This is a genomic window from Amycolatopsis speibonae (genome assembly GCF_042647925.1).
Lineage (GTDB): Bacteria > Actinomycetota > Actinomycetes > Mycobacteriales > Pseudonocardiaceae > Amycolatopsis > Amycolatopsis speibonae.
Genome location: NZ_JBHRWK010000028.1, coordinates 1 through 26,195 on the forward strand (window position 1 = coordinate 1; position 26,195 = coordinate 26,195).

Sequence of the window (26,195 nt, forward strand, 5' to 3'; positions counted from 1 at the left end):
ACCGGGTCACCACCGCACCCACCCCCACCGAACAGGACACAGCCAACACAACAGCAACCCCAGCCCAACCCAGAGCCGCTTAAGTTCCTGGCATTGACCCTCAAAGTAGGGAAGGAGGCCTTCACGGAGCGCGTCTGAGCCCCGGCGATAGCAAAGGTCCCTTGCTACGCGATCGCGGCGACCAGCAGTCCGCCGCCCACCGGCAGCAGCGCCGGGACCAGCCTGTCGTCCTCCCGGAAGGCCCGCGCGACCTCGCGCAGCGCGAGGGTGTCCGGATCGCGTCGTGAGGGATCGGTCACCCTGGCGCCGGAAACGTTGTGGAACGCCAGTATCCCGCCGGGCCGGAGCAGCGCGACGGCCTTCTCGTAGCAACTCGGGTACTCGATCGGCGCCGAATCGACGAACACCAGGTCGTAGCCGCCGGGGGTGAGCCGGGGGAGGACGTCGAGCGCGCGGCCCATGATCAGCCGGGTCCGCCCCGGCGGGTAGCCGGCCTCCCGGAACGCCGACCGGGCCGCCCGGTGGTACTCGGGCTCGATGTCGATAGAGGTGAGGATCCCGTCGTCGACCATGCCCCTGAGCAGGCACAATCCGCTCACGCCTGCCCCGGTCCCGACCTCGACCACGGCTTTCGCCCGCAGCGTCGTGGCGAGAAAACGCAGAGTCGCACCCGCGCCCGCGCTCAGCGGACCGCATCCCAGATCGGCCGACCGCGCCCGCGCGGTGGCCAGAACCTCGTCGTCGGGGAGGTACCCGTCGACGAGGTCGGCGTCGGCGGCCTCGGCAGGGGAGCCCGCATGCGTCCCGGAATTCACACGCGGAGGTTAGCGCTGCCTATCACCAAAAGAGCAGAAGACTCCCTGGTACCGACTTCTCAGCCTCTTCTCAGTCCAGTCTCACTAGAAACATAAGCAGGCCGGACAGACTGGGTCTCGACAACGGGAACACCGTGCACATCGCCCGCGTTGGGTGGAGTAGTTGGGAGAAGACGCTGATGGAGGTGCCTACTTCCCCGATGCAGGACACGATGCAAGACCAGCACGCGGACCAGGTCACACCGGTGACGGTGGACGAGGCCGCATGGACGCCGCCCTCGTGGGACGAGGTCGTGCGTGAGCACGCCGACCGCGTCTACCGGCTGGCGTACCGCCTGACCGGTAACGCCCACGACGCCGAGGACCTGACGCAGGAGACCTTCATCCGGGTCTTCCGCTCCCTCGCGTCCTACAAGCCCGGCACGTTCGAGGGCTGGCTGCACCGCATCACCACGAACCTCTTCCTCGACATGGCCCGCCGCCGCTCGCGTGTGCGGATGGAAGGCCTCCCCGAGGACACCGACCGCATCGTCGGTGACGACCCGAGCCCCGAGCAGGTCTACACGGACACCCATCTCGACCCGGACCTGCAGGCCGCGCTCGACGAGTTGCCGCCCGAGTTCCGTGCCGCGGTCGTGCTGTGCGACGTCGAAGGCCTCTCGTACGAGGAGATCGGCGCCACTCTCGGTGTCAAGCTCGGCACCGTGCGCAGCCGGATCCACCGCGGCCGCCAGGCGCTTCGTGCATCTTTGGAGCGTCGTCGCGCCGAGGCGCGGGAGTCTGCGAAGGTGGGGGTATGACCGCACCGCGAGGCTGGGGACTCCCCGAGTCGCATCTGCTTCCGGACGCCATCGTCGCCTTCGTGGACGGCGAGCTGACCCTCGGCGCCCAGGACAGGGCCTCGGCGCATATCGCCCGCTGCCCGTCCTGCGCGGGCGACGTCGCCGCGCAGCGCCAGGCCGTCGCGGCCGTGAAGCAGGCCGGAGCCCCGTCGATGTCGGCGGGTTTCCTGGCCAGCCTGTGCTCCATCCCGCAGAACACCGAACTTCCCGGCACGCCGGACAACCTGGCGATGACAGCGGACGGCCAGCTGGTGGCCATCCAGCGGCCCGACAGGGTCGCCGGCCTTCGCGACACCGGAGTGCTGGGCGGCACGACACCGTTGGGGTCGGGTACAGCGCCGTTGGGATCATCGGCACCCCTGGGCCAGTCGCCGAACGTCCTCGGCGGCGGGCGGTTCGGTCTCGCGCGGAGGAAGTACGCGCAGGGCGCCGGAGTCGTCGTTTCGGGTCTGGTGCTGAGCGCCCTGGCCCTGGTGGCGACCTCGGGTGACGGCACCGAAGACCAGCCGAACACGGGTTTCGTGCCGCCGCAGGGCGTCAACGCCGGCCTGCTGCCCGCGCAGTTGGGTGGCGCGAAGCCGGAGCCGTCGCCCAGCCCCAGCTTCAGCCCCACCCCGAGCCCGACGAGCACGTCGAGCTTGCCCGTGCCCGCGTCGGCCCGCTGATCTGCTTCGTCGGGGTTTGCTTGATCAGAGTTTGCTTGATCAGGGTTTGACGAAGCAGATAGTCGCGCTCTTGAAGTTCGAAGTCCCGTAGCTGGCGTAGGAGATGACTTCGGCCGTGCCTTCCTTGCACGGGCTGTTCACCACGCTCATCTGCGGAAAGACCTCGCTGATCCGCAGCCGCGCCGAGCCGCAGTCCTTCAGCGGCGGCGGGGTCTTGCTCCCGATGTCGTCGAAGCACAACCCGACCTTGGCGTTGATAGCCAGGCACAGGGCGACACCCTCCCCGCGCATCGGCGTCGGGACGGCGTACTTGTAGAAGCCCTCTTTGCAGTCCCAATCGCCCTTGTCGACGCCGGTGAGGCTCACCGCGTACGGCGCTTGAGGCGAGTCGCACGGCGTCTTGACCGCGTCGGCCCCTTTGCCGGATCCGGTCAGCACGACGCAGTCGCCCTCGGTCAGCTTCCCGGCCTGCTTCTCCGGCCCCGCGACCGACTTCATCACGACGACCAGGCCGATCCCGCCGCCGACCACGACGAGCGCGGCGACGAGCAGCAGCACCTTCACCTTGGTGGACAGGCCCTTCTTCTTGGGCGGCTGCTGCGGCCAACCCTGCTGCGGCCAACCCTGCTGCTGTTGAGGCCACTGTTGCTGGGGCCACTGCTGGTGAGGGGCGTTCTGGGGCGGGAAAGAAGCTCCCGGGTTCTCCGACATGCCCGTTAGACTGCCAGATGTGAGACATGGTTGCCTCAAGTGTCACATTTCTTGGTGTTCCGGGGAATCAACGCGCACTTCACCGTGGTCACGGCAGAATCCAGGTCAAGGCTTGGCGTACTCTCGCGTCCGGCCAACCTGATCTCAGCCCCGGGGAATGATGACCGAGCAGCCGAACGCGAATCCGCAGCAGCCTGGTGACCCGGCGGGGGATCGGCTGGCGCCGCGCCCGCTGGCCCGGCCCGCCGTCGATCCGGCGCAGGCGGCCACGTTCGGCAGGCCGCGCGGCGTCGACGGAGCCTTCGACAAGCTGTACCAGCCCGGAACGAACGGGCAGGCCGCGCCGGGCCTGAACCTGGCGCCGCCGACACCGGAATCGCTCGCCGAGGCCTTCCGCCGCCCGCCGGGCGCCGAAGGGGTCGTGCTGGAGCGGCCGCACGGGAGCAACGGCTCCGAACTTCCCGCGAACGACCCCGACGGTCCGCTCTGGACCACGACTTCGGACCCGTGGCGCGATCCCGGCTCCGGCGCGGTGCTCGCCGGGCCCGCCGTGCAGCAGGACTCGGACGATCAGAAGGACGCGAAGCGCCCGCAAGGTGCGCTGCTGAGCCTTCCCGAGGTCCTCTTCGGGCGGCGTGTGCAGACGAAGGCTCTGGCGATCCTCGCCGCCGTCGCGCTGGTCATCGGCGCCGCGGGCGGTCTGATCGGCTGGTGGTTCGCCGATACCGGCACCGAGCTGACCGGGCAGGCCAGCATCTCCGAGGCCGACGCGGCCAAGGAACGGCCGGCGGGCTCGATCGCCGACATCGCCCACCGGGTGGCGCCCGCCGTGGTCTCGCTCGAGGTGTTCAAGCCCGGCGCCGACTCCGGCCAGCAGGGCTCCGGCGTCGTCATCGACACCCAAGGCTACGTGCTCACGAACGAACACGTGATCTCCGCCGCGGCGACCGACTCGGCGACCAAGGTCACCGCCGTGTTCTTCGACGGCAGGCGCGTCGAGGCGAAGGTCGTCGGCGCCGACGCCAAAACCGACCTGGCCGTGGTCAAGGTCGACGTCAAGAACCTGACCGCGCTACAGGTCGGGAAGTCGTCCGACCTCGCCGTCGGTGACTCGGTGATCGCCGTCGGTTCACCGCTGGCGCTGCAGAACTCGGTCACCGCCGGCATCGTGAGCGCGCTCAACCGCCCGGTGACCGCGGGCGGCGACGGCGGCAGTTCGCCGGTGATCTACGAGGCCATCCAGACCGACGCCGCGATCAACCACGGCAACTCGGGCGGCGCGCTCGTCGACGCGACCGGCGCGCTGGTCGGGATCAACTCGGCGATCCGCTCGTCCAGCGCCGAGGGCGGCAGCATCGGCATCGGGTTCGCCATCCCGAGCGACTACGCGGTGAAGATCGCGAAAACCCTGATCAAGGACGGCAAGGTCGTCCACCCCGACATCGGCATCAACGCTTCGTCGACCGTCGCGGGCTCCAGCACCATGGGCGCGCAGGTCCGCAACGTCGCCCCCGGCGGCCCGGCCGCGTCGGCGGGGATCAAGGAAGGCGACGTGATCACCGAGGTCGGCGGACGCCTCGTGCGCGACTCGGCGGAACTGCTCGTCGCGGTCCGCGCGCGCGAAGTCGGCGAAGTGGTCCCTGTCCGCCTTGTCCGGGATGGGTCTTCACTTGTCGTGGACGTGAAACTGGCCTCGGACTAGCGAGTCCGTGCGGGTACCCTGAACGGGGAAGACGCCGAGGCGGAGGTTCACACAGGTGTTCGAGAGTGTCGGCTGGGGAGAGATCCTCATCATCGTCGTCGCGGGTCTTTTCATTCTCGGGCCGGAACGGCTGCCCGAAGCGGCGGCCTGGCTCGCGAAGAGTGTCCGCAAGGTCCGCGATTTCACGACCGGGGCCAAGACGCAACTGCGCGAAGAGATGGGCCCGGAGTTCGACCAGCTGCGCAAGCCGCTGGAGGATCTGCGTGGCCTGCGGAACTTCGACCCGAAGCGGGTCGTCACCCAGCACCTGTTCGACGGTGACTCCGACCCGCTGGGGCTCAAGGACGTCAACGGCACCAACGGGTCCAACGGTTCCAACGGGGCCTCGAAGCCCAACGGCTACCCGGCGACGGCTTCGCAACCCGAGCCGCTGAAGCCGGGCGAGCGCCCTCCGGTCGACCCCGACGCCACCTGACCCAGCTCAAGCCTCGTGAGTGGTAAGTGCCGTTAGAACGGCACTTACCACTCACGACCACCTGTACCGATGCCTCACGCGCACCCCGTTCCGTGACTGCTGTGACTGCTGGTGCGCATGGGGCGACTTGGCTCGCAGTCAGCACCCGGTAGGAAGGTAAAGCGCAGGTCAGCGGCCCGCAGGGGTGACGTTCAGCATCATCCCGGCCAGCCCGCGCGCCCGGACGGTCAGCTTCTTCGCCGCCTCCTTGAGCACCAGCGACGCCGGCGCGTCCGGCTCGGCCAGCACGATCGGCGTGCCCGCGTCGCCGTGGGAGACCAAGCGCGGGTCCATCGGGACCTGCCCGAGCAGCGGCACGGTCGAGCCGACCGACTTCGACAGCGAGTCGGCCACGGACTGCCCGCCGCCGGACCCGAAGATCTCCATCCGCCCGCCGTCGGGCGTTTCCAGCCACGACATGTTCTCGATGACCCCGGCGACCCGCTGCCGCGTCTGCAGCGCGATCGCGCCCGCGCGTTCGGCCACTTCGGCGGCCGCCTGCTGCGGGGTGGTGACGACCAGGATCTCCGCGTTCGGGATCAGCTGCGCCACCGAGATCGCGATGTCGCCGGTGCCCGGCGGCAGGTCCAGCAGCAGGATGTCGAGGTCGCCCCAGAACACGTCGGCGAGGAACTGCTGCAGCGCGCGGTGCAGCATCGGCCCGCGCCACACGACGGGCGTGTTGCCGGGGGTGAACATGCCGATCGAGATGACCTTCACACCGTGCGCCTGCGGCGGCATGATCATGGTGTCGACCTTGGTCGGCTTCTCGTGCGTGCCGAGCATCCGCGGCACCGAGTGCCCGTAGATGTCCGCGTCGACCACGCCGACGGAAAGCCCGCGCTCGGCCATCGCGGCCGCGAGGTTCACCGTCACCGAGGACTTGCCGACGCCGCCCTTGCCGGACGCGACGCAGTAGACCCGCGTCAGCGAACCCGGCTGCGCGAACGGGATCACCGGTTCCGTGGCGTCGCCGCGCAGGGATTTTCGCAGTTCCGTGCGTTGCTCGTCGTTCATCACGTCGAGCTCGACCCGGACGTCGCTGACGCCGGGGAGCTTCTTGACGGCTTCGGTGGTGTCGTTGGTCAGTGTCGCCTTCAACGGACAGCCGGCGACCGTCAGGTAGATCCCGACGATGACCACACCGTCCGAGCCCACCTCCACGCCCTTGACCATGCCGAGTTCGGTGATCGGTTTCTTGATCTCCGGGTCGTACACGGCCTTCAGCGCGGTGCGGACGTCGTCGACGCTGGGGAGTTGCTGCGTACTGGTCACACGTCCATGTTACGTACCGGTAGGCGTGCGGTCGGGTTTGCCCTTGCGCGGCTTGACGTCAAGATCTTCACGGAGGCGGTCGAGTTCGCTCCGCAGGAAGTCGCGGGTGGCGACCTCGCCGAGCGCGATCCGCAGTGACGCGAGCTCCCTGGCGAGGTATTCGGTGTCCGCCTTGGTCTGTTCGGCCCGGTTCCGGTCTTCCTTCAGCGAGATGCTGTCGCGGTCGTCCTGCCGGTTCTGCGCCAGCAGGATGAGCGGCGCGGCGTAGGCGGCCTGCGTCGAGAAAGCCAGGTTCAGCAGGATGAACGGATACGGGTCCCACCGCAGTGAGACCGCCACCAGGTTCAGCACGATCCAGACGATGACGATCAGCGTCTGCCAGAACAGGTACTTGCCGGTGCCGAGGAACCGCGCGACCCGTTCGGTGAGCCTGCCGAAGGCGTCCGGATCGATGTTCAGCCTGAACCGGCCTTGGCCGCGGGGCTGGTCGAGCCGCCGCCCGGAAGTCAGTTCAGGCACGCTCGGCCTCCTCTGTGTCGACAGTGATGTCGCCGGTGATGTCGTGCAGCCCGGTTTCGCGCCAGTCCTCCGGGAGCAGATGGTCGAGCACGTCGTCGACGGTGACCGCGCCGAGCAGGTGGTCCTCGGCGTCCACCACCGGCCCGCAGGTGAGGTTGTAGGCGGCGAAGTAGCGGGTGACCTCGGACAACGTGGCGTTCGGCCGCAGCGCGGGCAGCTGCGAGTCGACGGCGCTCGCCACCATCTCCGCGGGCGGTTCGCGCAGCAGCCGCTGGAAGTGGACGACGCCGACGAAGCGCCCCGTCGGCGTTTCGGTCGGCGGACGGCAGACGAACACCATGCTCGCCAGCGCCACCGGGAGATCGGCGTTGCGGATGTGCGCGAGCGCCTCCGCGACCGTCGCGTCCGGCGTCAGCACCACCGGTTCGGGCGTCATCAGCCCGCCCGCGGTGTCGGAGGAGTACTTCAGCAGCCGCTTCACCGGCGCCGACTCCTCGGGCTCCATCAGCTCCAGGAAGCGGCTCTGTTCGGCGGGCGCCAGTTCGGCCAGCAGGTCGGCGGCGTCGTCGGGGTCCATCGCTTCGAGGATGTCGGCGGCCCGTTCCTCGGCGAGGTAGGACAGCAGTTCCTTCTGGTCGTCCTCGGGAAGCTCCTCGATGACGTCGGCGAGGTGCTCGTCGTCCATCGCGTCGGCGACCTCGTGCCGCCGTTTCAGCGGCAGGTCACGGATGGTGGCGGCGACGTCGGCCGCGCGCATGGTGTCGAACAGCATCAGCAGCTGCGCCGCGCCCTGGGTCTGGCCGGTCAGGTCGGTGAGCCCCAGCCCGGACACCTCCGACCACGGCAGGACCTGCATCGGCGCGCGCCGCCTGCCGAGCCCGAGCCTGCTCGACCGCTCGCGGATCGCGAGTTTCGCGAGGACCCAGTCCCGGGTCCTCGTCGGCTCCATGCCGGCGTCGACGACGGTGACGCGGGTGTCCGAGCCCGTGAGCGTGGCGTACGCGTCGAACAGCTGCCCGACCACCAGCACCTCGTTGGGCCGCTGGTGGAACCGCCGCATGTTCACCGATCCGGTGGCGAGCGTGACGGCGGTGGGCTCGATCGAGGTCACGCGCAACATCGGCACGAACACGCGGCGCCTCGTCGTCAGCTCGACCACGATGCCCAGGATCCGCGGCGGTTGCTGGTCCAGGCGCAGGCCCGCCACCAGGTCCCGCACCTTGCCGATCGATTCACCATCGGGCCCGAATACCGGCAAACCGGCCAGCTGGGCTGCGAATACCCTGTTCACGGCTGCCATGCCCGAAGGCTATCGGCTCCCGGGGCCCGCGACGATTCGTGTGATCACCGCAATGCCCAGGCGGCGATTCGGGGGACGGCGGCGTAGGCCGGATCTTCGGCGAGGGTCTCGTGCGAGGCGCCCTCGGCGAGGTCTTCGTACAGCCAGGTCCAGTTCTGCACGGCGCGCACGAGCGTCCACGCCCGCGCGCGTTCGGCGTCGACTTCGGCCGCCGCGGTGAACCACGCGATCTTTTCGTCCATTGTGGACTCCTCCGCGCGGTTCCAGAGGATCGAGATCGCGCCGAACTCGAGGTCACCCGAAAGCGGCTTCGGATCGATCACCAGCCACGGTTCCCGTTCCCCGGCGAGGACGTTCTCGAAGTGCAGGTCCTCGTTCACCATCAGTTCGCCGGCTTCCGGCCCGAGGTTCACGCAGATCTCCACGGCCGCGTCGACGTACTTGCGGTCGAACGGCTCGCCCAGTTCGCTCCAGGTCTCCGGCAGTTCGGTGACCAGCTCCGCGGCTTCCTCGCGAAGGGATCGCCGCAGTGCTTCGGGAGCAGGGACGGCCAGCCGTCGCGCCAACGCGCCGACCGTCTCGACGGCCTGCTGGATCGGCTCGGTTTCGAGCGAGCGGGTGGCGTCGAGCCGCTCCAGGAGCAGCACGCCGTCTTCGGGCACGTTGTCGTACAGCAGAACCGCGCCCTGACCGGCCCAAGTGGACAGTGCGAGCGGTTCGTCGTCGGATTCCTCGTGCGGCCAGCCGAGTTTGAGGATCGCGGGGGAGCCGTCCGCGCGGCGGACGGGCTGGGCGACGCCGACGAAGCCGTGCATGGCCTCGCCGTCGTACTCGAGCTGCCATTTGGCGGTGTACTTCTCGGCGAGGAACGGGAGGGAGCCGAGCCATTCGGCGGCTCCGGGGCCGAGTTCGGCGGCGCGGTCGAGGAACTTGGGCGGGATCTTGAAACCGGTCACGAACCCACCTTGGCAGGCCTGTCCACCGTGTTTCCCCCGTGACCCGCCGGGCGTACCGTGAACAGCGAGAACAACCCCGGGAGTAGCCATGGTGGTCGAGATTCTCAGTGCGGTCGTCGTCGCGGGCGGTGCTTGGGTCGCGGCCAGCCTTCGCGTGGTGAAGCAGTACGAACGCGGCCTCGTGTTCCGGTTCGGGAGGGTGCGCCCGGCCATCCGGGAGCCGGGGCTCGCGCTCCTGATGCCGTTCGCGGACAGGCTGCAGAAGGTCAACATGCAGATCGTCACGATGCCGATCCCCGCGCAGGACGGCATCACCCGCGACAACGTCACCGTGCGGGTGGACGCGGTCGTGTACTTCAAGGTGATCGACCCGGTGCTGGCCGCGGTCAAGGTGCAGGACTACCGCTCGGCCGTCGGCCAGGTCGCGCAGACCTCGCTGCGGTCCATCATCGGCAAGAGCGACCTGGACGATCTGCTGTCCAACCGCGAACGACTCAACGAGGGCCTGGAGCTGATGATCGACAGCCCGGCGCTGGACTGGGGCATCCACATCGACCGGGTCGAGATCAAGGACGTCGCCCTGCCGGAGTCGATGAAACGCTCGATGTCACGCCAGGCCGAAGCCGAACGCGAACGGCGGGCACGGGTCATCTCGGCCGACGGGGAACTGCAGGCGTCGTACAAACTCTCGCAGGCGGCCGCGACCATGGCCGACACCCCGGCGGCGCTGCAGTTGCGGCTGCTGGAGACGGTCGTGCAGGTCTCGGCGGAGAAGAACTCGACGCTGGTCCTGCCGTTCCCGGTGGAGTTGCTGCGCTTCCTCGACGCGGCCACGCCGAAGGGCGGGCCACCGGCTTCAGCGGCCTCCGGTGCTTCGGAGAGCAACGGCCAGGTGGCCCCGGCGCCCCGCGAACCTGACTCGTCCCCGGGTGCGAGCTGAGCAGTGTCCCCGTGACGTGAAGAAGCCCCAGGCGCTTGAATCAGAGGCGACACTGGGGCGTTCGTCACTGACGGTAGCAACTTCGGGTGCCATCCGTCGAGACCGAAGAATCCATGGTCTGGAACCTGCTGTCCGGACCCCGGATGGCCCCCTACCTCGAGGGCGCCTCGGGAGACAAGGTCGCGGCCCTGCGGCTGTACGAGTGGAGTGCTCGAACGTCCTCCGCCGCTTTCGAGGTCGTCGGCCATCTCGAGGTGCTGCTTCGTAACGCTCTGGATCGGTGTCTCCGCGAGCACTTCAGAGAGGAGCAGTGCGGCATTCCGTGGTTCCTGGTACCGACCCCGGAGGGGACCACGTGGCGGAGGCCGTGGCCACCGTGCGGGAGCGGCCGCGCCCCCAGAGGAAGGAAACTCGGCACCAGATCATCGCTGGATTGAGCTTCGGCTTCTGGTCTGGATTGCTTGGTCCTAAGTACGAGGAGCTCTGGCGCGACTGTCTTCATCGTGCTTTCCCGAACTCGTCAGGAAAGCGAAAGCAGGTCGCTGTCGCTGTCGAGCGGGTCCGCAAGTTCCGGAACCGGCTCGCGCACCACGACTCGACGATCAACGTCGACATACCCTTCGAGCTACGTCAGATCTTCGACCTGGCCGCGTACATCGACACGGATGCCGTGCGATGGCTGAAGCGGTGCAGTGGATTGATGACTGTCTATGCGCAACGGCCGGTCACGATCGATGACACCGTCGTCGTGGCGGCGAAGCACGTTTGGCCGCTCTATGAGAGCCGCACCGCTTACGTGTGCCAATCCGGGCGGGCGTGTCGGCCGATCGAGCGTGTGGCGTTCTATGCGGACCGTGAGGTGAAACTTGACGTTCCTGCTGTGCTTCACCGTCGGGACAATGTCGAGTGGTCTTCGGAGGAGGCGGTGCGGCTCAGCACCTCGGACGATCGGTTCGATCGCAAGATCGCCAAGGTCATCGAAGCATCAGGAGCGACCTGGACGGATGGTCGCTGTCAGGTCTTCTTGCTGACCGGTCCGGGACATCCCGACCACCGGCAGTCGCGTGCGGCGCTGCCTCATCAAGGCGCCGGAAGAGGCTCGGCTTTCGTGCAGCGGCAGCGCTATGTCTCGCTGCACTCGTTGGAGAACGCAATGACCACGGCAGACCTTTAGGACCTGGTACCTGATTGCGGTACTTGCACGCTCACCTACCGCAATCAGGTACCGAACTCCGCTAATCAAGCTCGCCGTTGACGCCCAAGACGATCAACGTCCCGAAGAACCCGACGTACAGCGCGAGCACGACGTAGCCGATGATCACCGCCGCGAGCGCCATGCTGCGCCCGCCGGCCTCGCCCCGGTTCGCCTTCGCCAGCCCGATATGCCCCAGGATCAGCCCGACGATCACGGTCACGCACGAGCAGATCCCGACGAGCGAACAGACCAGCCCGGCGACCGCCATCCCGTTGTCCTGTGAACGCGGCGCCGCCGTCGCCCCGTACGGGTTGTACGGCCGGCCGTACGGCTGCGCGGGGTACGCGACAGGCAGAGGCGCGGGCGCGTACATCGGAGGAGCCAAGGGGTCCGGAGCCGCGAAGGACGGCTCGGGCGGCGGAACGGGCTCGGCGGTCAGCGGGTCGATGGCCTGCGCGAACGGCTCTGAAGGAGCAGGCGGGACCTCGGCCGAAGGCACCTCGAACGGAGCGGGCGGCTCGAACGGCGGAGGCGGCGAGAACGGTGCCGGTGGCTGGAACTGCTGCGGTTCCGCAGGCGACGGGCTCGACACAGTCTCGGACGACGAAGTCGGGTCCGAGAAAGTGTTCGAGTCGGTGTAGGACGACGTCGACGGTGTGTCCTGCGGGTCGGAACTGCTCATCCGGTGGGCCCCCTGGTTCGTTCGGGACCCCACCGTAGCCGGGAACGGGTCAAGAGACGCCCGCGGCACCGATCGCGAACACCACGAAAACGAACCACAGGATGACCGGGATCAGCCACAGCCCGGTGACCACGTACCCGATGATCATCCCGGCCTGCGCCATGCCCTGGCCGCCCGCTTCGCCGCGCTTGGCCTTCGAGAGCGCGATGTGCCCGAAGACGATCCCCAGGATCGCCGGGAAGCACATGATCAGCCCGATCAGCGAGCACACCAGCGATGCCACCGCCATGCCCTGATCCGGCGGCCGCACGTAGGGCTGCTGGACGTAGTACTGCTGCTGCGGTTGGTACGGCTGGAGACCGTAGGGCTGCTGGAACTGCCCGGAGGGCTGTTGCTGCCCGTACGGGTCGTGCGGATTCGTCATGTGGGGTCCCCTCGTCGGCCTTGGACCGTAGTCGTCAGCGGAAAGCCCCGTGTTTCGCGGCGACGTTCAGCAGGACCGGGATCGCGATGGCGTACAGGACGATCATCAGGTATCCGACGATGAACGCGGCCAGCGCCATGCCCTTGCCGCCCACCTCGCCGCGCCGGGCTTTCGCGAAGGCGACGTGGCCCAGGACGATCCCCGGGATCGCGGACACCAGCCCGATCAGCCCGAAGAGTGAAAAGATCAGGGCGGCGATCGCCAGGCCGGAGTCCTTGTTCCGTGCCGGAGCCTGGTTCGGAAAGCCGTACTGCTGTTGCGGCGGGAATCCGCCAAAGGGCTGCTGAGCCACGTTCGTCCCCCTCGGACTGTGATCGGCCTGTCACTGTAGTGCCATGGTCTCGGATGGCGTACGCGTGACTGCGCTCATAGCGAGGTCCCCGGTCAAGCGTCATACTCACCGGTAACCCAGCGCCGGGAGCCCGGTGCGCGCGAATTTAGGGAGCAGCGATGGCTCGCCTCGCCCAGACCGCCGGCTTGACCGACGTGCAGTCCGAAATCCTGGCCACGGTCCGCCAGTTCGTGGACAAGGAGGTCATCCCGCGCGCGCAGGAGCTCGAGCACTCCGACAGCTATCCCACCGACATCGTCGAGGGGATGAAGGAGATGGGCCTGTTCGGGCTCACCATCCCGGAGGAGTACGGCGGCCTCGGCGAATCGCTGCTGACCTACGCGCTCGTGGTCGAGGAGATCGCGCGCGGCTGGATGAGCGTCTCCGGCGTGATCAACACGCACTTCATCGTGGCGCACATGATCTCCCGGCACGGGACGCCGGAGCAGAAGCAGCACTTCCTGCCCCGGATGGCGACCGGCGAGGTGCGCGGCTCCTTCTCGATGTCCGAGCCGGACCTCGGCTCCGACGTCGCCGCCATCAAGACCCGCGCCCGCAAGACCGACGACGGTTACGTCATCGACGGCTCGAAGATGTGGCTGACCAACGGCGGCAGCTCCAACCTGATCGCGCTGCTCGTCAAGACCGACGAAGGCGCCGAGAAGGCCCACCAGAACCTGACCACGTTCCTGGTCGAGAAGCCCGAGGGCTTCGGTGAGGTCGCGCCCGGCCTCACCATCCCCGGCAAGATCGACAAGATGGGCTACAAGGGCGTCGACACCACCGAAGCCGTTTTCGACGGCTACGAGATCGGTGCCGACAAGGTCCTCGGCGAGGCGCCGGGCAAGGGCTTCGCGTACATGATGGACGGTGTCGAGGTCGGCCGGGTCAACGTCGCCGCGCGCGCCTGCGGCATCGCGATCCGCGCCTTCGAGCTGGCGGTGGAGTACGCCCAGCAGCGCAAGACCTTCGGCAAGGCGATCGCCGAGCACCAGGCGGTGGCGTTCAAACTCGCCGAGATGGCCACCAAGGTCGAGGCCGCGCACCTGATGATGGTCAACGCCGCCCGCCTCAAGGACTCCGGCGAGCGCAACGACGTCGAGGCAGGCATGGCGAAGCTGATCGCGAGCGAGTACTGCGCCGAGGTCACCCAGGACTCGTTCCGCATCCACGGCGGCTACGGCTACTCCAAGGAGTACGAGATCGAGCGCCTGATGCGCGAGGCGCCGTTCCTGCTCATCGGCGAGGGCACCAGCGAGATCCAGAAGACCATCATCAGCCGCGGTCTGCTCCGCGAGTACAAGTCCCGCTCCTGAACGTTCGCGCCTTTCGCCCGTCCTTGAGAAGATGGACCGGGACGGGCGAGAGGTGATTACGTGAGTGCTCCCTTTGGTGGAGGCGGCCGGGCCGCGGGCGGGCTGCCCAGGCTGCCGACCCCGCCTTCCGGCTGGCCGATCGGCTCCTACGCGACGTACGGCGAAGCGCAGCACGCCGTCGACTTTCTCGCGGAGAAGGAATTCGGTGTCGCCGACGTGACCATCGTCGGCGTCGACCTGATGCTCGTCGAGCGCATCCTCGGCAGGCTGAGCTGGGGCCGCGTGCTGGGCACCGGCGCGGTGTCGGGCGCGTGGTTCGGCCTGATCATCGGGCTGTTGCTGGGCATGTTCAACAACCAGGGTTTCGCCTGGCAGCCCATGATCGGCGGGCTCCTGCTCGGCATCCTGGCGTGGACGGTCTTCGCGGCCATCAGCTACAGCATGTCCCGCCGCGACTTCTCCTCCGCCAGCCAACTGGTCGCCGGGCGCTACGACGTGCTCTGCCAGCCACGTTCGGCCGAACAGGGCCGCGAGCTCCTCGCCCAGCTCGCGTTGGGCGGCCGCCCCGCCGGCTGACGCGGTGACATTCGGCGGTACTCGTTCACCTGTTCGTCGTGCAGTCCGCTGAATCGTTACCGATACTGCTTGCGGGCGGTGATCGCCCGGAATAGGTTGCACAACACCAGTCGGGCGGTCATGTACTCCAGCGTGTCCGCCCGAGCACTAGCACGTCGGGGTGCTGGCGCGCGGGCTTCTTCAACGCGTCCTAGTGCTTGCGTATCCCAGCGTGCGCGGGTGAGGAGGCCTCATGGGGAAGAGGATGAGCGCGAGCCGGAGGGGCCGCTCACCAGGCCGCACCGGCTCGCTACTCGGCGCGACAGCGCTGACGGTCGGCCTGCTGGCGGGCTGCGGTTCGGATGCCGGCCTGAAGATCAACGTCTACTACGCGCCCGAAGACAACTTCCAGTCCGTTGTGGACGATTGCACCAAGGCCTCGGGCGGGCGGTACGAGGTCGTCTACAACAAGCTCCCGCGGCCTGCCGACGGCCAGCGGGAACAGATGGTGCGCCGCCTGGCCGCCGGGGACGATTCACTCGACGTCCTGGGGCTGGACGTCACCTGGGTGTCCGAGTTCGCCGAGGCGGGCTGGGCCGACGAATGGACGGGTGAAGCGAAGGCCGAGGCGACCGCGGGTGTCCTGCCCGGGCCGCTCGAAACCGCCACGTGGAACGGAAAACTCTACGCGGCGACCAAGAACACCAACGTCCAGCTGCTCTGGTACGACGACAGGCTGACCCCGACGCCGCCGAAGACCTGGGACGAGATGATCGGCCAGGCCCAGGCGCTCAAGAGCCAGGGCAAACCGGCGAACGTCGTGTTCACCGGCGCGCAGTACGAAGGCCTCGTCGTCATCTACAACACGCTCGTCGAATCGGCGGGCGGCAAGATCCTTTCCGACGACGGCAAGTCCGTCGTGATGGACGAGGGCGCGGTCAAGGCGCTGGAGATGCTCAAGAAGGTCACCACGGCCGGGATCACCGACCCGTCGCTGACCAACTCCAAGGAGGACGAGGTCCGCCAGGCCTTCCAGCGTGGCAACGCCGCCTTCGAACTGAACTGGCCGTTCGTCTACGCCTCCTACGCCAAGGAGAAGAAGGCCGAACTGCAGCACTTCAAGTGGACCACCTATCCGCGGTTCGAAGCGGACAAGCCCGCCAAGACCACGATCGGTGGCTACAACCTGGCGGTCAGCTCGACTTCGAAGCACAAGGCCGAGGCCTACGAGGTCGCGCTGTGCCTGCGCAACGAGAAGAACCAGAAGTTCTCCGCGCTCAAGGACGGTGTCCCGCCGACGCTCGAATCGCTCTACACCGACACGGTCCCCCTCGACGCGACGGCGGGTGTGAGCGACGACAACCCGAGCATGGACACGAAGTACCCGATGCGGGAAACGATTCTGGACGCGCTCAAGGACGCCGCGGTGCGCCCGCTGACCCCGGCGTACCAGAACGCTTCGACCGTGTTGTCGAAGGTGCTTTCCCCGCCTTCCGAAATCGATCCCCAGAAAACGGCGGAGAAGCTGAAGAAAGAACTCGCCGACGCGCTCGAGTCGAAGGGAGTGATCCCGTGACCGTGCAGGAAACCGCCGGTTCGGCGACCGAAAGCAAGCCGGGCAAGAAGGCGAAACCCGTTCTCAGTGAAGGAAAGAAGGCCGAGCGCAGACTCGGTCTATGGCTGTGTGCCCCGGCGGCGTTCGTGATGATCGCCGTCACCGGGTATCCGATCATCTACTCGATCTGGCTTTCGCTGCAGCGCTACGACCTCAGGTTCCCGGCGCAGCAGGAGTTCGTCGGTCTCGACAACTACGTTTCGGTGCTGACCAACGGTTATTGGTGGACGGCGTTCGGGACGACGATGGGGTTGACCATCGTCTCGGTGGTGATCGAGTTCGTCCTGGGCATGGGCCTGGCACTGATCATGCACCGGACCCTCGTCGGACGGGGCCTCGTGCGGACGGTCGCCCTGATCCCGTACGGCATCGTGACGGTGGTCGCGGCGTTCTCCTGGTACTACGCCTGGACGCCGGACACTGGCTACCTGGCCAACCTGTTCTTCCCCGACAGCGCGCCGCTGACCCAGTACGGCTCCTCGCTGGTGATCATCGTGCTGGCCGAGGTGTGGAAGACGACGCCGTTCATGGCGCTGCTGCTGATGGCGGGGCTGGCACTGGTGCCGGACGACCTGCTGAAGGCCGCGGCGATGGACGGCGCGACGGCGTGGCAGCGGTTCACCAAGGTGATGCTGCCGGTGATGAAACCGGCGATCCTGGTGGCGCTGCTGTTCCGCACCCTGGACGCGTTCCGCATCTTCGACAACATCTTCGTGCTCACCAACGGCGCGCAGGACACGTCGTCGGTGTCGATGCAGACCTACAACAACCTGGTCAAGGGGCTGAACCTCGGGATCGGGTCGACGATGGCCGTGCTGATCTTCATCACGGTGGCGATCATCGCGTTCCTCTTCATCAAGGTGTTCGGCACGGCCGCACCCGGCAGTGACAATGGGGGTAAGCGCTGATGGCCATCGGTGGAGCGGTCACTACCGGCCGCAAAGTCAAATGGGGCCTCGTCGACATCCTGGTCCTGGTGTTCGCGCTGTTCCCGGTGCTCTGGGTGGTCTCGCTTTCGTTCAAGACCAAGGAAACCCTGAACGACGGTAATTTCATCCCGTCGGAATGGACGTGGCAGAACTACGCGGACATCTTCGAGACCACGGAGTTCATCCGGGCCCTGGTGAACTCGATCGGGATCGCGATCATCGCGACGGTGATCGCGGTCGTCCTCGGCACGATGGCGGCGTACGCGATCGCGCGGCTGGACTTCCCCGGCAAGCAGGTGCTGGTCGGGATGTCGCTGCTGATCGCGATGTTCCCGCAGGTCTCGCTGGTGACGCCGTTGTTCAACATCGAACGTGAGCTGGGGTTGTTCGACACCTGGCCGGGGCTGATCCTGCCCTACATCACGTTCGCGCTGCCGCTGTCGATCTACACGCTTTCCGCGTTCTTCCGGGAAATCCCGTGGGAGCTGGAAAAAGCGGCGAAGATGGACGGTGCGACCCCGGCGCAGGCGTTCCGGAAGGTGATCGCGCCCCTGGCGGCACCGGGGGTGTTCACCACCGCGATCCTGGTGTTCATCTTCTGCTGGAACGACTTCCTGTTCGCGATCTCGCTGACCTCGACCGAGGCCTCGCGCACGGTCCCGGCGGCGCTGTCGTTCTTCACGGGGTCCTCGCAGTTCGAAGATCCCACCGGGACGATCTCCGCGGCCGCCGTGGTGATCACCGTCCCGATCATCCTGTTCGTGTTGTTCTTCCAGCGTCGCATCGTGGCGGGGCTGACGTCCGGTGCGGTGAAGGGCTGACCCATGGCTGAAATCGTTCTCGAAAAAGTGTCCAAGAAGTACCCGGACGGCGCCCTCGCGGTGTCCGAAGTGGACATCACGATCGCCGACGGCGAGTTCATCATCCTGGTCGGCCCGTCCGGCTGCGGTAAGTCCACGACCCTGAACATGGTCGCGGGCCTGGAGGACATCTCCTCCGGCGAACTGCGCATCGACGGCAAGCGCGTCAACGAGAAGGCGCCGAAGGACCGTGACATCGCGATGGTGTTCCAGTCTTACGCGCTGTATCCGCACATGAGCGTGCGGGAGAACATGGCGTTCCCGTTGCGGCTGGCGAAGGTCGACGACCGGATCGTGCGGGCCAAGGTCGACGAGGCCGCGCAGATCCTCGATCTGACCGGGCATCTGGACCGCAAGCCGGCGAACCTCTCCGGCGGGCAGCGGCAGCGTGTCGCGATGGGGCGCGCGATCGTCCGCAATCCCAAGGCGTTCCTGATGGACGAACCACTGTCCAACTTGGACGCGAAGCTCCGCGGCCAGATGCGGACCTCGGTGTCGAAGATCCAGAAACAGCTGGGCACGACGACGCTCTACGTCACGCACGACCAGACCGAGGCGATGACCCTCGGTGACAGGGTCGTCGTGCTTCGGGCCGGCTACGTGCAGCAGATCGGGTCGCCGCAGTTCCTCTACGACAACCCGGCGAACCTGTTCGTGGCGGGGTTCATCGGCAGCCCGTCGATGAACTTCGTGCCGGCGACGCTGGAGAACGGCACCGCCCGCAGCGCGCTGGGCGACATCCCGCTCACCGATCGGGTGCGGCAGCTGGTCGAGGCCGCCGACGCCCCGCGTGAGGTCATCGTCGGCATCCGGCCGGAGCACTTCGAGGACGCCGCACTGGTGGACGCGTCCGCGCGTCAGGGCGGGGCGACGTTCACCGCCCACGTGGACGTCCTCGAGTCGATGGGTTCGGAGAAGTTCGCGCACTTCACGGTCGAGGGGGAGGCCGCGTCGTCGTCCGACCTCGCGGATCTCGCCGCCGACAGCGGATCCTCCGACGTTCCGGGCGCCGAGTCGCAGATCGTGGCTCGTCTGTCCGCGGCGTCCTCGGCCGCCGAGAACCAGAACATCGAGCTCTGGTTCGACGCGGACAAGATCAAGCTGTTCGACGGGGCAAGCGGCAAGAACCTGACCTACACCGCGTGAGGCGGGCTCGTCCTGCCCGGGATCAGTATTCGCTCTCGGACAGGGCGAGCCACAGCACGAGATAGACGATGAACTGCGGGCCGGGCAGCAGGCACGACAGCACGGCCAGCAGGCGGACCTTGCCCGGCGTGGTGCCGAAACGCTTGGCGATACCGGCGCAGACGCCGCCGATCATGCGGCCCTGGCGCGGTCGGGTCAGGCGGGCGGCGATGGGATGGCTCACGGGTTCGTCCCTCTCTCGTCTTCAACGTTGTGTGAAACCCATTTTCGCCGGGTGACGGCCCGGCCGCATCCCACTGCGGAACGAAACACACCCCTAGTGGGCGTGAAGCCGGAGTAAAGCAGTCACCTGGGAAAACGCGGCGAACCCTGTGTTCTTCGCCCGTAGGGGGTGGTGTTCCGGGAGCTTTTGACGATACTTCTCCGGTGCCCCCGAAGAGACTGATCGCAGGACTCTGTGGCCTGTTCCTCGCCGCGGCCTGCGGCACGCCGGAACCGGCGGCGACACCGTCACCGACCACGGCGGACGAGGCCCTGACTGCTTCCGAAGCGCTCGGCGAGTACCCGTCGCTCGACTACTGCAGCCTTGTCGACCAGCGAAAAGTGATCGCCGGCGGAACCGCGGTCAAACCGCCCTTGAGCTCTTTCGAGTTCTGCCGCCTGGAATTCGTCGAGGGCGCCACCCGCTACACCGTGACCACCGGCCCGATCACCTCCGGGCAGGACCCGAACAACCAGCCCTACGACTACGGCGGGCCGTTGCCGGAGGGGGTCAGCGTCCAGCAGTCGACGTTCAACGAGGACACCGCCTGCACGCGGCTGCTGACCTTCGCCGAGGGAATCAGGCTGTCCATCGTCGTCACCTCGGACAACACGGCGCCCGCCGACCAGACCGGCCGCTGCCGGATCGCCGACGCGGGCGTCGGCAGCGCGGCGGAGGCGATCACCGCGCGCAAGGTCGGGAGGCTGAACCTCGACCAGCGCTCGTGGGGCCGCGTCGCCCCGTGCGCACTCCTCGACCAGCACGAACTCGACACCGCCGCCGGTCCGGAGACCCAACCGGCCCCGGCGCTGTCCGGGCACAGCTGCATCCGCGGGAAGGTCAGCTTCTCACTGTCGGTGGGGGCGGACACCACGCCGGGCGCGACGGAGGCGCTGGGCGGGCGGCAGGTCCAGGTCGCCATGTCGGGCGCGTTCTGCCAGGTGACCACGCACCGGCCGATCCCGGGCACCCCGGAGCGGGTCGAGCAGGCGGTGCTCTCCGTGGTCGGCGTCGACGGGGCGCCGGAAGACGCCACGTGCGCCTCGGCGCGGGAAGTCGCCGTGGCGGTGTTCCCGAAGCTCCCCTGACGCAATTAGTCACCTACTTGCGGCGTCTGCGTGCGTCACGCGGCGCACACCGGCCGCAAGTAGGTGACTAATTGCGTCAGGTCACGCGAGTTCCGCCTTCAAGCACGCGAGATCGGTGACTACCGCATCCAGAGGACTAAATGCGGCGGGTCAGCGGAGCTTGGGCAGCCGGAAGGAGCACATGACTTCCTCCAGCGCCTCGACGTCCAGCGGCGGATGCGGCAGCGGGGTGGCGCGGCCGGGTTCGGCGCGCAGGCCGTCCAGCAGCATCGCGAGGCACCGGCGCCACAGGTCGGGCTGGATACCGTGGGTGAACTCGATGACCGAGCCGACCATCTGGTGCAGCAGCGGCATGTCCGTCGGCACGATGTCCGCGCGGAGGACCCCTGCCGACTGAGCCCGTTCGACGAGCTGTGTGATCAATGGCACCATGCGTGCTTTCGCCTCGGCGACCCGCTCGTGGCCGAAGACGTTCGACAGCATGACCTCTCGTAACCCGCGGTCACCGGCGTGGAGTTCGGCCGCGCGCCAGGTGAAACCGGTGAACCCCTCCCAGGGGTCTTCGGCGCGAAGCGCCTCTTCGGCGAACTCACGGATCGTCTCGAACTGGTCGACGAACATGGCCTCGACCAGGTGTTCCTTACTCGGGAAGCGCCGGTATACGGTGCCGACGCCGACGCCTGCGTGATGCGCGACGTCGTCGAGTGTCGCTTCGAGCCCGCGCTCGCCGAAGACATCGCGTGCCGCCGCGATGATGCGCTGCCGATTGAGTTCAGCGTCGCGCCGCAGCGGCCGCGCCGGTGCGGCGGGAGCAAGGTCCCGAGCCATTCGTCCAGCTTAACAAATGAAGTAGAGGACAGTTCTCCACTTCTTGTGTACCTTGGGCGGCGAAAGGGGAGACACCTACTCCACATAGCTTCTTCGTCACTATCGGTGAGGAAACCGCCCGTATGCCTGACACATCCACCGCTGTCGCCGTGCCGCCGGGGGACGCGGCCGCGCAGCACCCCAACCCGCACCACGCCAGGAGATGGCTGATCCTGGTGATGATCGGCCTCGCCCAGCTGATGGTGGTGCTCGACGCCACCGTCGTGAACATCGCGCTCCCGTCGGCGCAGCAGGACCTCGGCTTCTCGAACGACGCCCGCCAGTGGGTCGTCACCGCCTACGCGCTCGCGTTCGGCAGCCTGCTCCTGCTGGGCGGACGGCTCGCGGACCTCTTCGGCCGCAAACGTGCCTTCCTGGTCGGGCTCGCCGGCTTCGCCATCGTGTCCGCGATCGGCGGCGCCGCGAACAGCATCGAGATGCTGCTCATCGCCCGCGCCGCTCAGGGTGTCTTCGGCGCCCTTCTCGCTCCGGCGGCCCTTTCGCTGCTGACAACGACCTTCACCGACCCGAAGGAGCGCGGTAAGGCCTTCGGTGTCTTCGGCGCGATCGGTGGTGGCGGCGCGGCGATCGGCCTGCTGCTCGGCGGCGTGCTGACCGAATACCTCGACTGGCGCTGGTCGATGTACGTCAACATCGTCTTCGCGGTGATCGCGTTCGCCGGTTCGTTCGTGCTGCTGAAGAACTCCGAGACCGACGGCCCGCGCCCGAAGCTCGACATCCCGGGCACGATCACCGCGTCGGCCGGTCTGTTCGCACTGGTCTACGGCTTCGCGAACGCCGAGCGGGACTCGTGGTCCGCGGTCTCGGTGTGGGGCTTCCTCGCCGCCGGTGTCGTGCTGCTCGCCGCGTTCGTGGTGATCCAGCAGCGGGCCGAACACCCGCTCCTGCCGCTGCGCGTGCTGCTCGACCGCGACCGCGGCGGCTCGTACCTCGCGATGTTCCTGCTCGCCATCGGGATGTTCTCGATCTTCCTGTTCCTCACCTTCTACATCCAGCTGAACCTCGGGTTCACGCCGGTGCAGAGCGGGGTCGCGTTCCTCCCGATGGTGGCCACCCTGATGGCCAGCGCGACGTCGGCGACGGCCGTGCTGCTGCCGAAGTTCGGCGCGAAACCGTTGGTGTCACTGGGAATGCTGACCGCCGGAGCCGGACTGTTCTGGCTCTCGGCCATCGACACCACCAGCACGTACGCCGACGGGGTGCTGTTCCCGCTGATGATCATGGGCGTCGGTATCGGCCTCGCCATGGCGCCCGCGATGAGCGTCGCGACCTTCGGCGTCGACACGCACGACGCCGGTGTCGCGTCGGCGGCGGTCAACACCGCGCAGCAGGTCGGCGGCTCGATCGGGACCGCGCTGCTGAGCACTCTGGCCGGTAACGCGGCGACGTCGTTCCTCGTCGGGAAGGTGCCGACGCCGCAGCTCGCGGCCGAAGCGGCCGTGCACAGTTACACGACCGCTTTCGTGTGGGGCGGGTGGATCTTCGTCATCGGTGCGGTGATCTGCGGGCTGCTGCTGCGGTCCGGCGCGCCGGCGAAGGCGCCGGAGGGCGCTTCGGACGCTGCGCCGGTTGCCGTGCACATGTAGCGGGGGATGAGATGAATGGGACTTTCAGTGCAAAATTTGAGATGAAAGTCCCATTCATCTCACGTGCGGAGCATGTCACTGGGCCTGTGACCGCACAGCCTCGAAGACCTCGTCGTCCCACCGGTGCGTCCGGATCAGCCGGTACCGTTCGCAAGCGACCCACAGGTACGCCTCGGCGTCCGTCCGCGAGCCGATCAGGTCCGCCTGCCGCAGCATCGCCACCACCGGCACGAACTCCTCGTCGAACCACCGCTGCGCCAGCGTCGCGCGGTCCGAGTAGGCCCCTTCGTCCTGCATCAGCCGGAAACCCCACGCCTCCACGTGCTCGCCGAGCCGTGCGTAGTCCCACGGATCGGTGAACACCACCGAAGCCCGCGCGTGCCCGGAAAGCGGGACGCGCTCCAGGAACAGCCGCCGGTAGTCCTTCACGATCAGGTCGCCGCGGTACCGGATCCCGCTCGGGTCCAGTTTGGTCCGCACCTCGGTGACCATCGCCTCTATTGTGGACAGTCGCATCGCGTGCGCCACCGAAACGCGGTGGTGCCCGTCGATGATGAAGTGCAGTTCGCCGACCCGGTACACCTGGATCGGCGGAATCGACTCGCCACGCCTGGTCGCGAGCGCCAGCCTTTCCCAGCGTTCACGGACCCGGCCCGACGTCGGGCGGAAGCGGCGGTCGAAGTCGCGGCCGCGGTCGACGCTGCCGACGATCGAATCGAGCCGGATCACCCGCGCCCCGATCTTCCGCTCGCCGAGATAGCCGAGCGCGTCGACCACCTCGTGGAACGGCAGCATGATGTTGACGTCGTCGGGTTCGCCGCGCAGCCAGTTCGCCAGCCGCGACAGCACCTGACGCCTGCGCGCGCGGAGGAAGTCGTGCTCCGCGTCCGCCCGGGGAAAGCCGGTGTCCTTCATACGAACTCCATGATCCGGTGCCCGACCACGTTGCGTACCGTGGTCCCGCCGATCACCCGGTCCGGCACGGGTTCACCGTGCGGGTGGATGTGCCCGTGCAGCAACCATTTCGGCCGCAGCGACTCGATCGTGCGATGGAGACAGTCGAACCCGCGGTGCGGCGGGTCCTCGCGGTCGCCGCAGTGCCGCGGCGGCGCGTGGGTGAGCAGTACGTCAACGTCCCGGCCGTCCCGCCAGCGGCGGAACCGTGCCCGGCGCACCAGCCGCCGGGCCCGCCGCGCCTGCTGTCGTTGCGTCCACTGGTTCGGGCCGTCGTTGTAGCGGACCGAACCGCCGAGCCCGGCGAACCGGAGCCCGCCGATGTCGACGATCCGGCCGTCCGCGTTCACCCCGCCCGCCGGACCCGGCCACACGGTGGGGAAACCGTCCTTCATGGACAGTCCGCCGTAGCGCGTGTAGCCGGACAGGTCGGGATCGTGGTTGCCCGGGACGAACACGCACGGCACGTCGAGCGCGCTCGCCAGGAACTCGAGATAGGCGTACGGCAGGTCACCGGCACCGATTACGAGGTCGGCCGGGTGATGGTGGACGGCGGACGTCCACAATCGCTCTTCGACCTCGTCCGCGACGACCAGCGCCTTCATGCGCTCCAGCGTAATGCCGGAGGCGCTACTTGGGGCCGTGCGCGAACGCGGGGTCCTTCGCGATGATCACGATCACGATGCCCAGCCAGACGACGCAGAAGGCCAGTGCCCAGAACTTGAGGTTGGTCAGGATCCTTGGCATGAGGGAACTCCAGTACTACCGAAAAGGGAAGAACGGTCAGAGCCAGCGGTTCTTCCGGAATATTCGGTAGAGCAGGATGCAGACGCCGAAGATGATCGTCATCGCCAGCGGATAACCGAAGCGCCAATGCAGCTCCGGCATGTAGTCGAAGTTCATCCCGTAAATACCGGCCAGCGCCGTCGGGACCGCGATGATCGCCGCCCACGCGGTGATCTTGCGCATGTCGGTGTTCTGCTGGAGCGTGATCTTCGCCAGCGTCGCGTCCACCAGGGTGGTGAGCAGTTCGTCGAAGTTCACGACCCGCTCCGACACGGTCGTCAGGTGGTCGGAGACGTCGCGGAAATAGGACCGGACCTCGTCCGGGATCAGCCGCGTGTAGCCCTCGGCCAGCCGCTGCAACGGCGTCGCCAGCGGCATCACCGAACGCCGCAACTCCAGCACCTCGCGCTTCATGAAGTAGATCTGCTCGGCGCTGACCTTGGACCGCGGCGCGAAGACCTGGGTCTCCATCTCGTCGATATCCGACTCGATCCGGGTGGTCACGTCCAGGTAGTGGTCGACCACGTGGTCCGCGATCGCGTGCAGCACCGCGGACGGCCCGAGGTCGAGCCGCTCCGGGTCCTGGTCGAGTTCGCGGCGCAGCCTGGCCAGCCCCGAGTGGTTCCCGTGCCGCACGGTGATCACGAAGTCACGGCCGAGGAACGCCATCAGCTCGCCGGTCTCGACGATCTCGTTCGCCGTCGTCGGCGACTCGTGCTCGACGTAGCGGACCGTCTTCAGCACCATGAACAGCGTGTCGTCGTAGCGCTCCAGCTTGGGCCGCTGGTGCGCTTCGAGCGCGTCCTCGACGGCCAGTTCGTGCAGGCCGAAGGTCTCCGCGATGCCCTGGATCTGAACCGCGTCGGGCTCGTGCAGGCCGATCCAGACGAACCCGGCGTGCCGCTTCCGCACCTCTTTGATCGCCTCGGCGTGCGACCAGCGGCCGGGCAGGCGCTTGCCCTCCACATACACCGCGCAGTCGACGACGTACGCCGAAAGGGGGACGGGCAGCGGGCGTTCGGGAACGCTCTTGGCGCGGCCGTTGCTCCGGCCGCGAAGGCCGCCGAGCGAGGGAATGGCAGGCATGGGGATCTCCTGGGCAGACGTCGTGCGTTGGTGCGCGAAGACGACGGGCCAAGCGGTCGGGGGGCCGCTCGGCTAGGCCAGCGTTCCCGGTTCGTCAGCCCTGCCAGGTGGGGATCCGGCGAGATGTGAAGGCGGAAACGCTGCGACTAGTAGGAAGCGGACTATCGCCACTGGACATCGGGTTCCTCACCTC

28 protein-coding genes are annotated in these 26,195 nt (G+C 67.7%); 14 read left to right on the forward strand and 14 right to left on the reverse strand.

The window, feature by feature from the left end; all coding sequences use genetic code 11:
* Positions 1-164 precede the first annotated feature (164 nt).
* Positions 165-815, reverse strand: a complete 651-nt coding sequence (locus tag ACFOSH_RS20815; protein ID WP_378240683.1) for an O-methyltransferase — start codon at positions 813-815, stop codon at positions 165-167.
* A 179-nt stretch (positions 816-994) separates the two neighbouring features.
* Here ACFOSH_RS20815 and sigE point away from each other — a divergent pair, with 179 nt between their 5' ends.
* Both sigE and ACFOSH_RS20825 read left to right on the forward strand, forming a co-directional pair.
* Positions 995-1,615 carry an RNA polymerase sigma factor SigE gene (sigE, locus tag ACFOSH_RS20820; protein WP_378240684.1) on the forward strand — a complete coding sequence of 207 codons (621 nt, stop codon included), beginning with the start codon at positions 995-997 and terminating at the stop codon, positions 1,613-1,615.
* Positions 1,612-2,322, forward strand: coding sequence for a zf-HC2 domain-containing protein (locus ACFOSH_RS20825; protein ID WP_378240685.1), 711 nt, complete (start codon positions 1,612-1,614; stop codon positions 2,320-2,322). The genes sigE and ACFOSH_RS20825 overlap by 4 nt, the downstream gene beginning before the upstream one ends.
* Before the next feature lie 39 nt (positions 2,323-2,361).
* On the opposite strand, the gene ACFOSH_RS20830 is transcribed toward ACFOSH_RS20825, so the two are convergent.
* Positions 2,362-3,033 carry an LppU/SCO3897 family protein gene (locus ACFOSH_RS20830; protein WP_378240686.1) on the reverse strand — a complete coding sequence of 224 codons (672 nt, stop codon included), beginning with the start codon at positions 3,031-3,033 and terminating at the stop codon, positions 2,362-2,364.
* Positions 3,034-3,193: 160 nt separating this feature from the next.
* On the opposite strand from ACFOSH_RS20830, the gene ACFOSH_RS20835 reads away from it, so the two are divergent.
* Positions 3,194-4,735 (forward strand): trypsin-like peptidase domain-containing protein, encoded by a 1,542-nt coding sequence (locus tag ACFOSH_RS20835; protein ID WP_378240687.1) that lies wholly within the window; start codon positions 3,194-3,196, stop codon positions 4,733-4,735.
* Between the two features lie 55 nt (positions 4,736-4,790).
* The gene (gene tatB, locus ACFOSH_RS20840; protein WP_378240688.1) at positions 4,791-5,210 is read left to right on the forward strand and encodes a Sec-independent protein translocase protein TatB; all 420 of its coding nucleotides are present in this window, start codon (positions 4,791-4,793) and stop codon (positions 5,208-5,210) included.
* A 168-nt stretch (positions 5,211-5,378) separates the two neighbouring features.
* Here the strand turns inward: tatB and ACFOSH_RS20845 are convergent, their stop codons facing one another.
* Genes ACFOSH_RS20845 through ACFOSH_RS20860 form a run of 4 tightly spaced genes read right to left on the reverse strand, consistent with a single transcriptional unit; the run spans position 5,379 to position 9,299 of the window.
* A complete protein-coding gene (locus ACFOSH_RS20845; protein ID WP_378240689.1) occupies positions 5,379-6,524 on the reverse strand; it encodes an Mrp/NBP35 family ATP-binding protein in 1,146 nt (381 codons plus the stop codon).
* Between the two features lie 9 nt (positions 6,525-6,533).
* On the reverse strand, positions 6,534-7,043 hold the full coding sequence (locus tag ACFOSH_RS20850; RefSeq protein ID WP_378240690.1) for a DUF1003 domain-containing protein: 510 nt from the start codon (positions 7,041-7,043) through the stop codon (positions 6,534-6,536).
* Positions 7,036-8,343, reverse strand: a complete 1,308-nt coding sequence (locus ACFOSH_RS20855) for a magnesium transporter MgtE N-terminal domain-containing protein (RefSeq protein ID WP_378240691.1) — start codon at positions 8,341-8,343, stop codon at positions 7,036-7,038. Before ACFOSH_RS20855 ends, ACFOSH_RS20850 begins: the two co-directional genes overlap by 8 nt.
* A 44-nt stretch (positions 8,344-8,387) precedes the next feature.
* Entirely contained in the window at positions 8,388-9,299 is a 912-nt protein-coding gene (locus ACFOSH_RS20860; RefSeq protein ID WP_378240692.1) for an aminoglycoside phosphotransferase family protein, read from the reverse strand.
* 88 nt (positions 9,300-9,387) lie between these two features.
* On the opposite strand from ACFOSH_RS20860, the gene ACFOSH_RS20865 reads away from it, so the two are divergent.
* Positions 9,388-10,239, forward strand: a complete 852-nt coding sequence (locus ACFOSH_RS20865) for a slipin family protein (protein ID WP_378240693.1) — start codon at positions 9,388-9,390, stop codon at positions 10,237-10,239.
* Between the two features lie 355 nt (positions 10,240-10,594).
* Positions 10,595-11,413 carry a hypothetical protein gene (locus ACFOSH_RS20870; RefSeq protein WP_378240694.1) on the forward strand — a complete coding sequence of 273 codons (819 nt, stop codon included), beginning with the start codon at positions 10,595-10,597 and terminating at the stop codon, positions 11,411-11,413.
* A 61-nt stretch (positions 11,414-11,474) separates the two neighbouring features.
* Here the strand turns inward: ACFOSH_RS20870 and ACFOSH_RS20875 are convergent, their stop codons facing one another.
* From ACFOSH_RS20875 to ACFOSH_RS20885, 3 genes are read right to left on the reverse strand one after another with little or no spacing between them, the layout of a single operon-like run.
* The gene (locus tag ACFOSH_RS20875; RefSeq protein WP_378240695.1) at positions 11,475-12,116 is read right to left on the reverse strand and encodes a DUF4190 domain-containing protein; all 642 of its coding nucleotides are present in this window, start codon (positions 12,114-12,116) and stop codon (positions 11,475-11,477) included.
* 49 nt (positions 12,117-12,165) lie between these two features.
* Positions 12,166-12,540: a DUF4190 domain-containing protein gene (locus tag ACFOSH_RS20880; RefSeq protein WP_378240696.1), complete on the reverse strand. Its 375-nt coding sequence runs from the start codon at positions 12,538-12,540 to the stop codon at positions 12,166-12,168.
* Positions 12,541-12,574: 34 nt separating this feature from the next.
* Positions 12,575-12,892, reverse strand: coding sequence for a DUF4190 domain-containing protein (locus tag ACFOSH_RS20885; RefSeq protein WP_378240697.1), 318 nt, complete (start codon positions 12,890-12,892; stop codon positions 12,575-12,577).
* Positions 12,893-13,050: 158 nt separating this feature from the next.
* On the opposite strand from ACFOSH_RS20885, the gene ACFOSH_RS20890 reads away from it, so the two are divergent.
* The 6 genes from ACFOSH_RS20890 to ACFOSH_RS20915 all read left to right on the forward strand — a co-directional run bounded on the left by ACFOSH_RS20890 (position 13,051) and on the right by ACFOSH_RS20915 (position 19,352).
* Complete coding sequence (locus tag ACFOSH_RS20890; protein ID WP_378240698.1) at positions 13,051-14,247, forward strand: acyl-CoA dehydrogenase family protein; 1,197 nt, start codon at positions 13,051-13,053, stop codon at positions 14,245-14,247.
* Positions 14,248-14,307: 60 nt separating this feature from the next.
* A complete protein-coding gene (locus tag ACFOSH_RS20895; RefSeq protein WP_378240699.1) occupies positions 14,308-14,823 on the forward strand; it encodes a general stress protein in 516 nt (171 codons plus the stop codon).
* Between the two features lie 232 nt (positions 14,824-15,055).
* Entirely contained in the window at positions 15,056-16,378 is a 1,323-nt protein-coding gene (locus ACFOSH_RS20900) for an ABC transporter substrate-binding protein (RefSeq protein WP_378240700.1), read from the forward strand.
* Entirely contained in the window at positions 16,375-17,325 is a 951-nt protein-coding gene (locus ACFOSH_RS20905; protein ID WP_378240701.1) for a carbohydrate ABC transporter permease, read from the forward strand. Before ACFOSH_RS20900 ends, ACFOSH_RS20905 begins: the two co-directional genes overlap by 4 nt.
* Positions 17,325-18,167 carry a carbohydrate ABC transporter permease gene (locus tag ACFOSH_RS20910; RefSeq protein ID WP_378240702.1) on the forward strand — a complete coding sequence of 281 codons (843 nt, stop codon included), beginning with the start codon at positions 17,325-17,327 and terminating at the stop codon, positions 18,165-18,167. Before ACFOSH_RS20905 ends, ACFOSH_RS20910 begins: the two co-directional genes overlap by 1 nt.
* A 3-nt stretch (positions 18,168-18,170) precedes the next feature.
* Complete coding sequence (locus ACFOSH_RS20915; protein WP_378240703.1) at positions 18,171-19,352, forward strand: ABC transporter ATP-binding protein; 1,182 nt, start codon at positions 18,171-18,173, stop codon at positions 19,350-19,352.
* Between the two features lie 22 nt (positions 19,353-19,374).
* On the opposite strand, the gene ACFOSH_RS20920 is transcribed toward ACFOSH_RS20915, so the two are convergent.
* On the reverse strand, positions 19,375-19,575 hold the full coding sequence (locus tag ACFOSH_RS20920; RefSeq protein WP_378240704.1) for a PspC domain-containing protein: 201 nt from the start codon (positions 19,573-19,575) through the stop codon (positions 19,375-19,377).
* 203 nt (positions 19,576-19,778) lie between these two features.
* Between ACFOSH_RS20920 and ACFOSH_RS20925 the strand changes: the two genes are divergently transcribed.
* Positions 19,779-20,702, forward strand: a complete 924-nt coding sequence (locus ACFOSH_RS20925; protein WP_378240705.1) for a hypothetical protein — start codon at positions 19,779-19,781, stop codon at positions 20,700-20,702.
* Between the two features lie 150 nt (positions 20,703-20,852).
* On the opposite strand, the gene ACFOSH_RS20930 is transcribed toward ACFOSH_RS20925, so the two are convergent.
* Positions 20,853-21,530 carry a TetR/AcrR family transcriptional regulator gene (locus ACFOSH_RS20930; protein ID WP_378240706.1) on the reverse strand — a complete coding sequence of 226 codons (678 nt, stop codon included), beginning with the start codon at positions 21,528-21,530 and terminating at the stop codon, positions 20,853-20,855.
* Positions 21,531-21,652: 122 nt separating this feature from the next.
* On the opposite strand from ACFOSH_RS20930, the gene ACFOSH_RS20935 reads away from it, so the two are divergent.
* The gene (locus ACFOSH_RS20935; RefSeq protein WP_378240707.1) at positions 21,653-23,176 is read left to right on the forward strand and encodes an MFS transporter; all 1,524 of its coding nucleotides are present in this window, start codon (positions 21,653-21,655) and stop codon (positions 23,174-23,176) included.
* Positions 23,177-23,251: 75 nt separating this feature from the next.
* Here the strand turns inward: ACFOSH_RS20935 and ACFOSH_RS20940 are convergent, their stop codons facing one another.
* The 3 genes from ACFOSH_RS20940 to corA all read right to left on the reverse strand — a co-directional run bounded on the left by ACFOSH_RS20940 (position 23,252) and on the right by corA (position 26,002).
* Positions 23,252-24,091 (reverse strand): chromosome partitioning protein ParB, encoded by an 840-nt coding sequence (locus ACFOSH_RS20940; protein ID WP_378240708.1) that lies wholly within the window; start codon positions 24,089-24,091, stop codon positions 23,252-23,254.
* Positions 24,088-24,735, reverse strand: coding sequence for a metallophosphoesterase family protein (locus tag ACFOSH_RS20945; protein WP_378240709.1), 648 nt, complete (start codon positions 24,733-24,735; stop codon positions 24,088-24,090). Before ACFOSH_RS20945 ends, ACFOSH_RS20940 begins: the two co-directional genes overlap by 4 nt.
* Positions 24,736-24,913: 178 nt before the next feature.
* Positions 24,914-26,002 carry a magnesium/cobalt transporter CorA gene (gene corA, locus ACFOSH_RS20950; protein WP_378240710.1) on the reverse strand — a complete coding sequence of 363 codons (1,089 nt, stop codon included), beginning with the start codon at positions 26,000-26,002 and terminating at the stop codon, positions 24,914-24,916.
* Positions 26,003-26,195 lie beyond the last annotated feature (193 nt).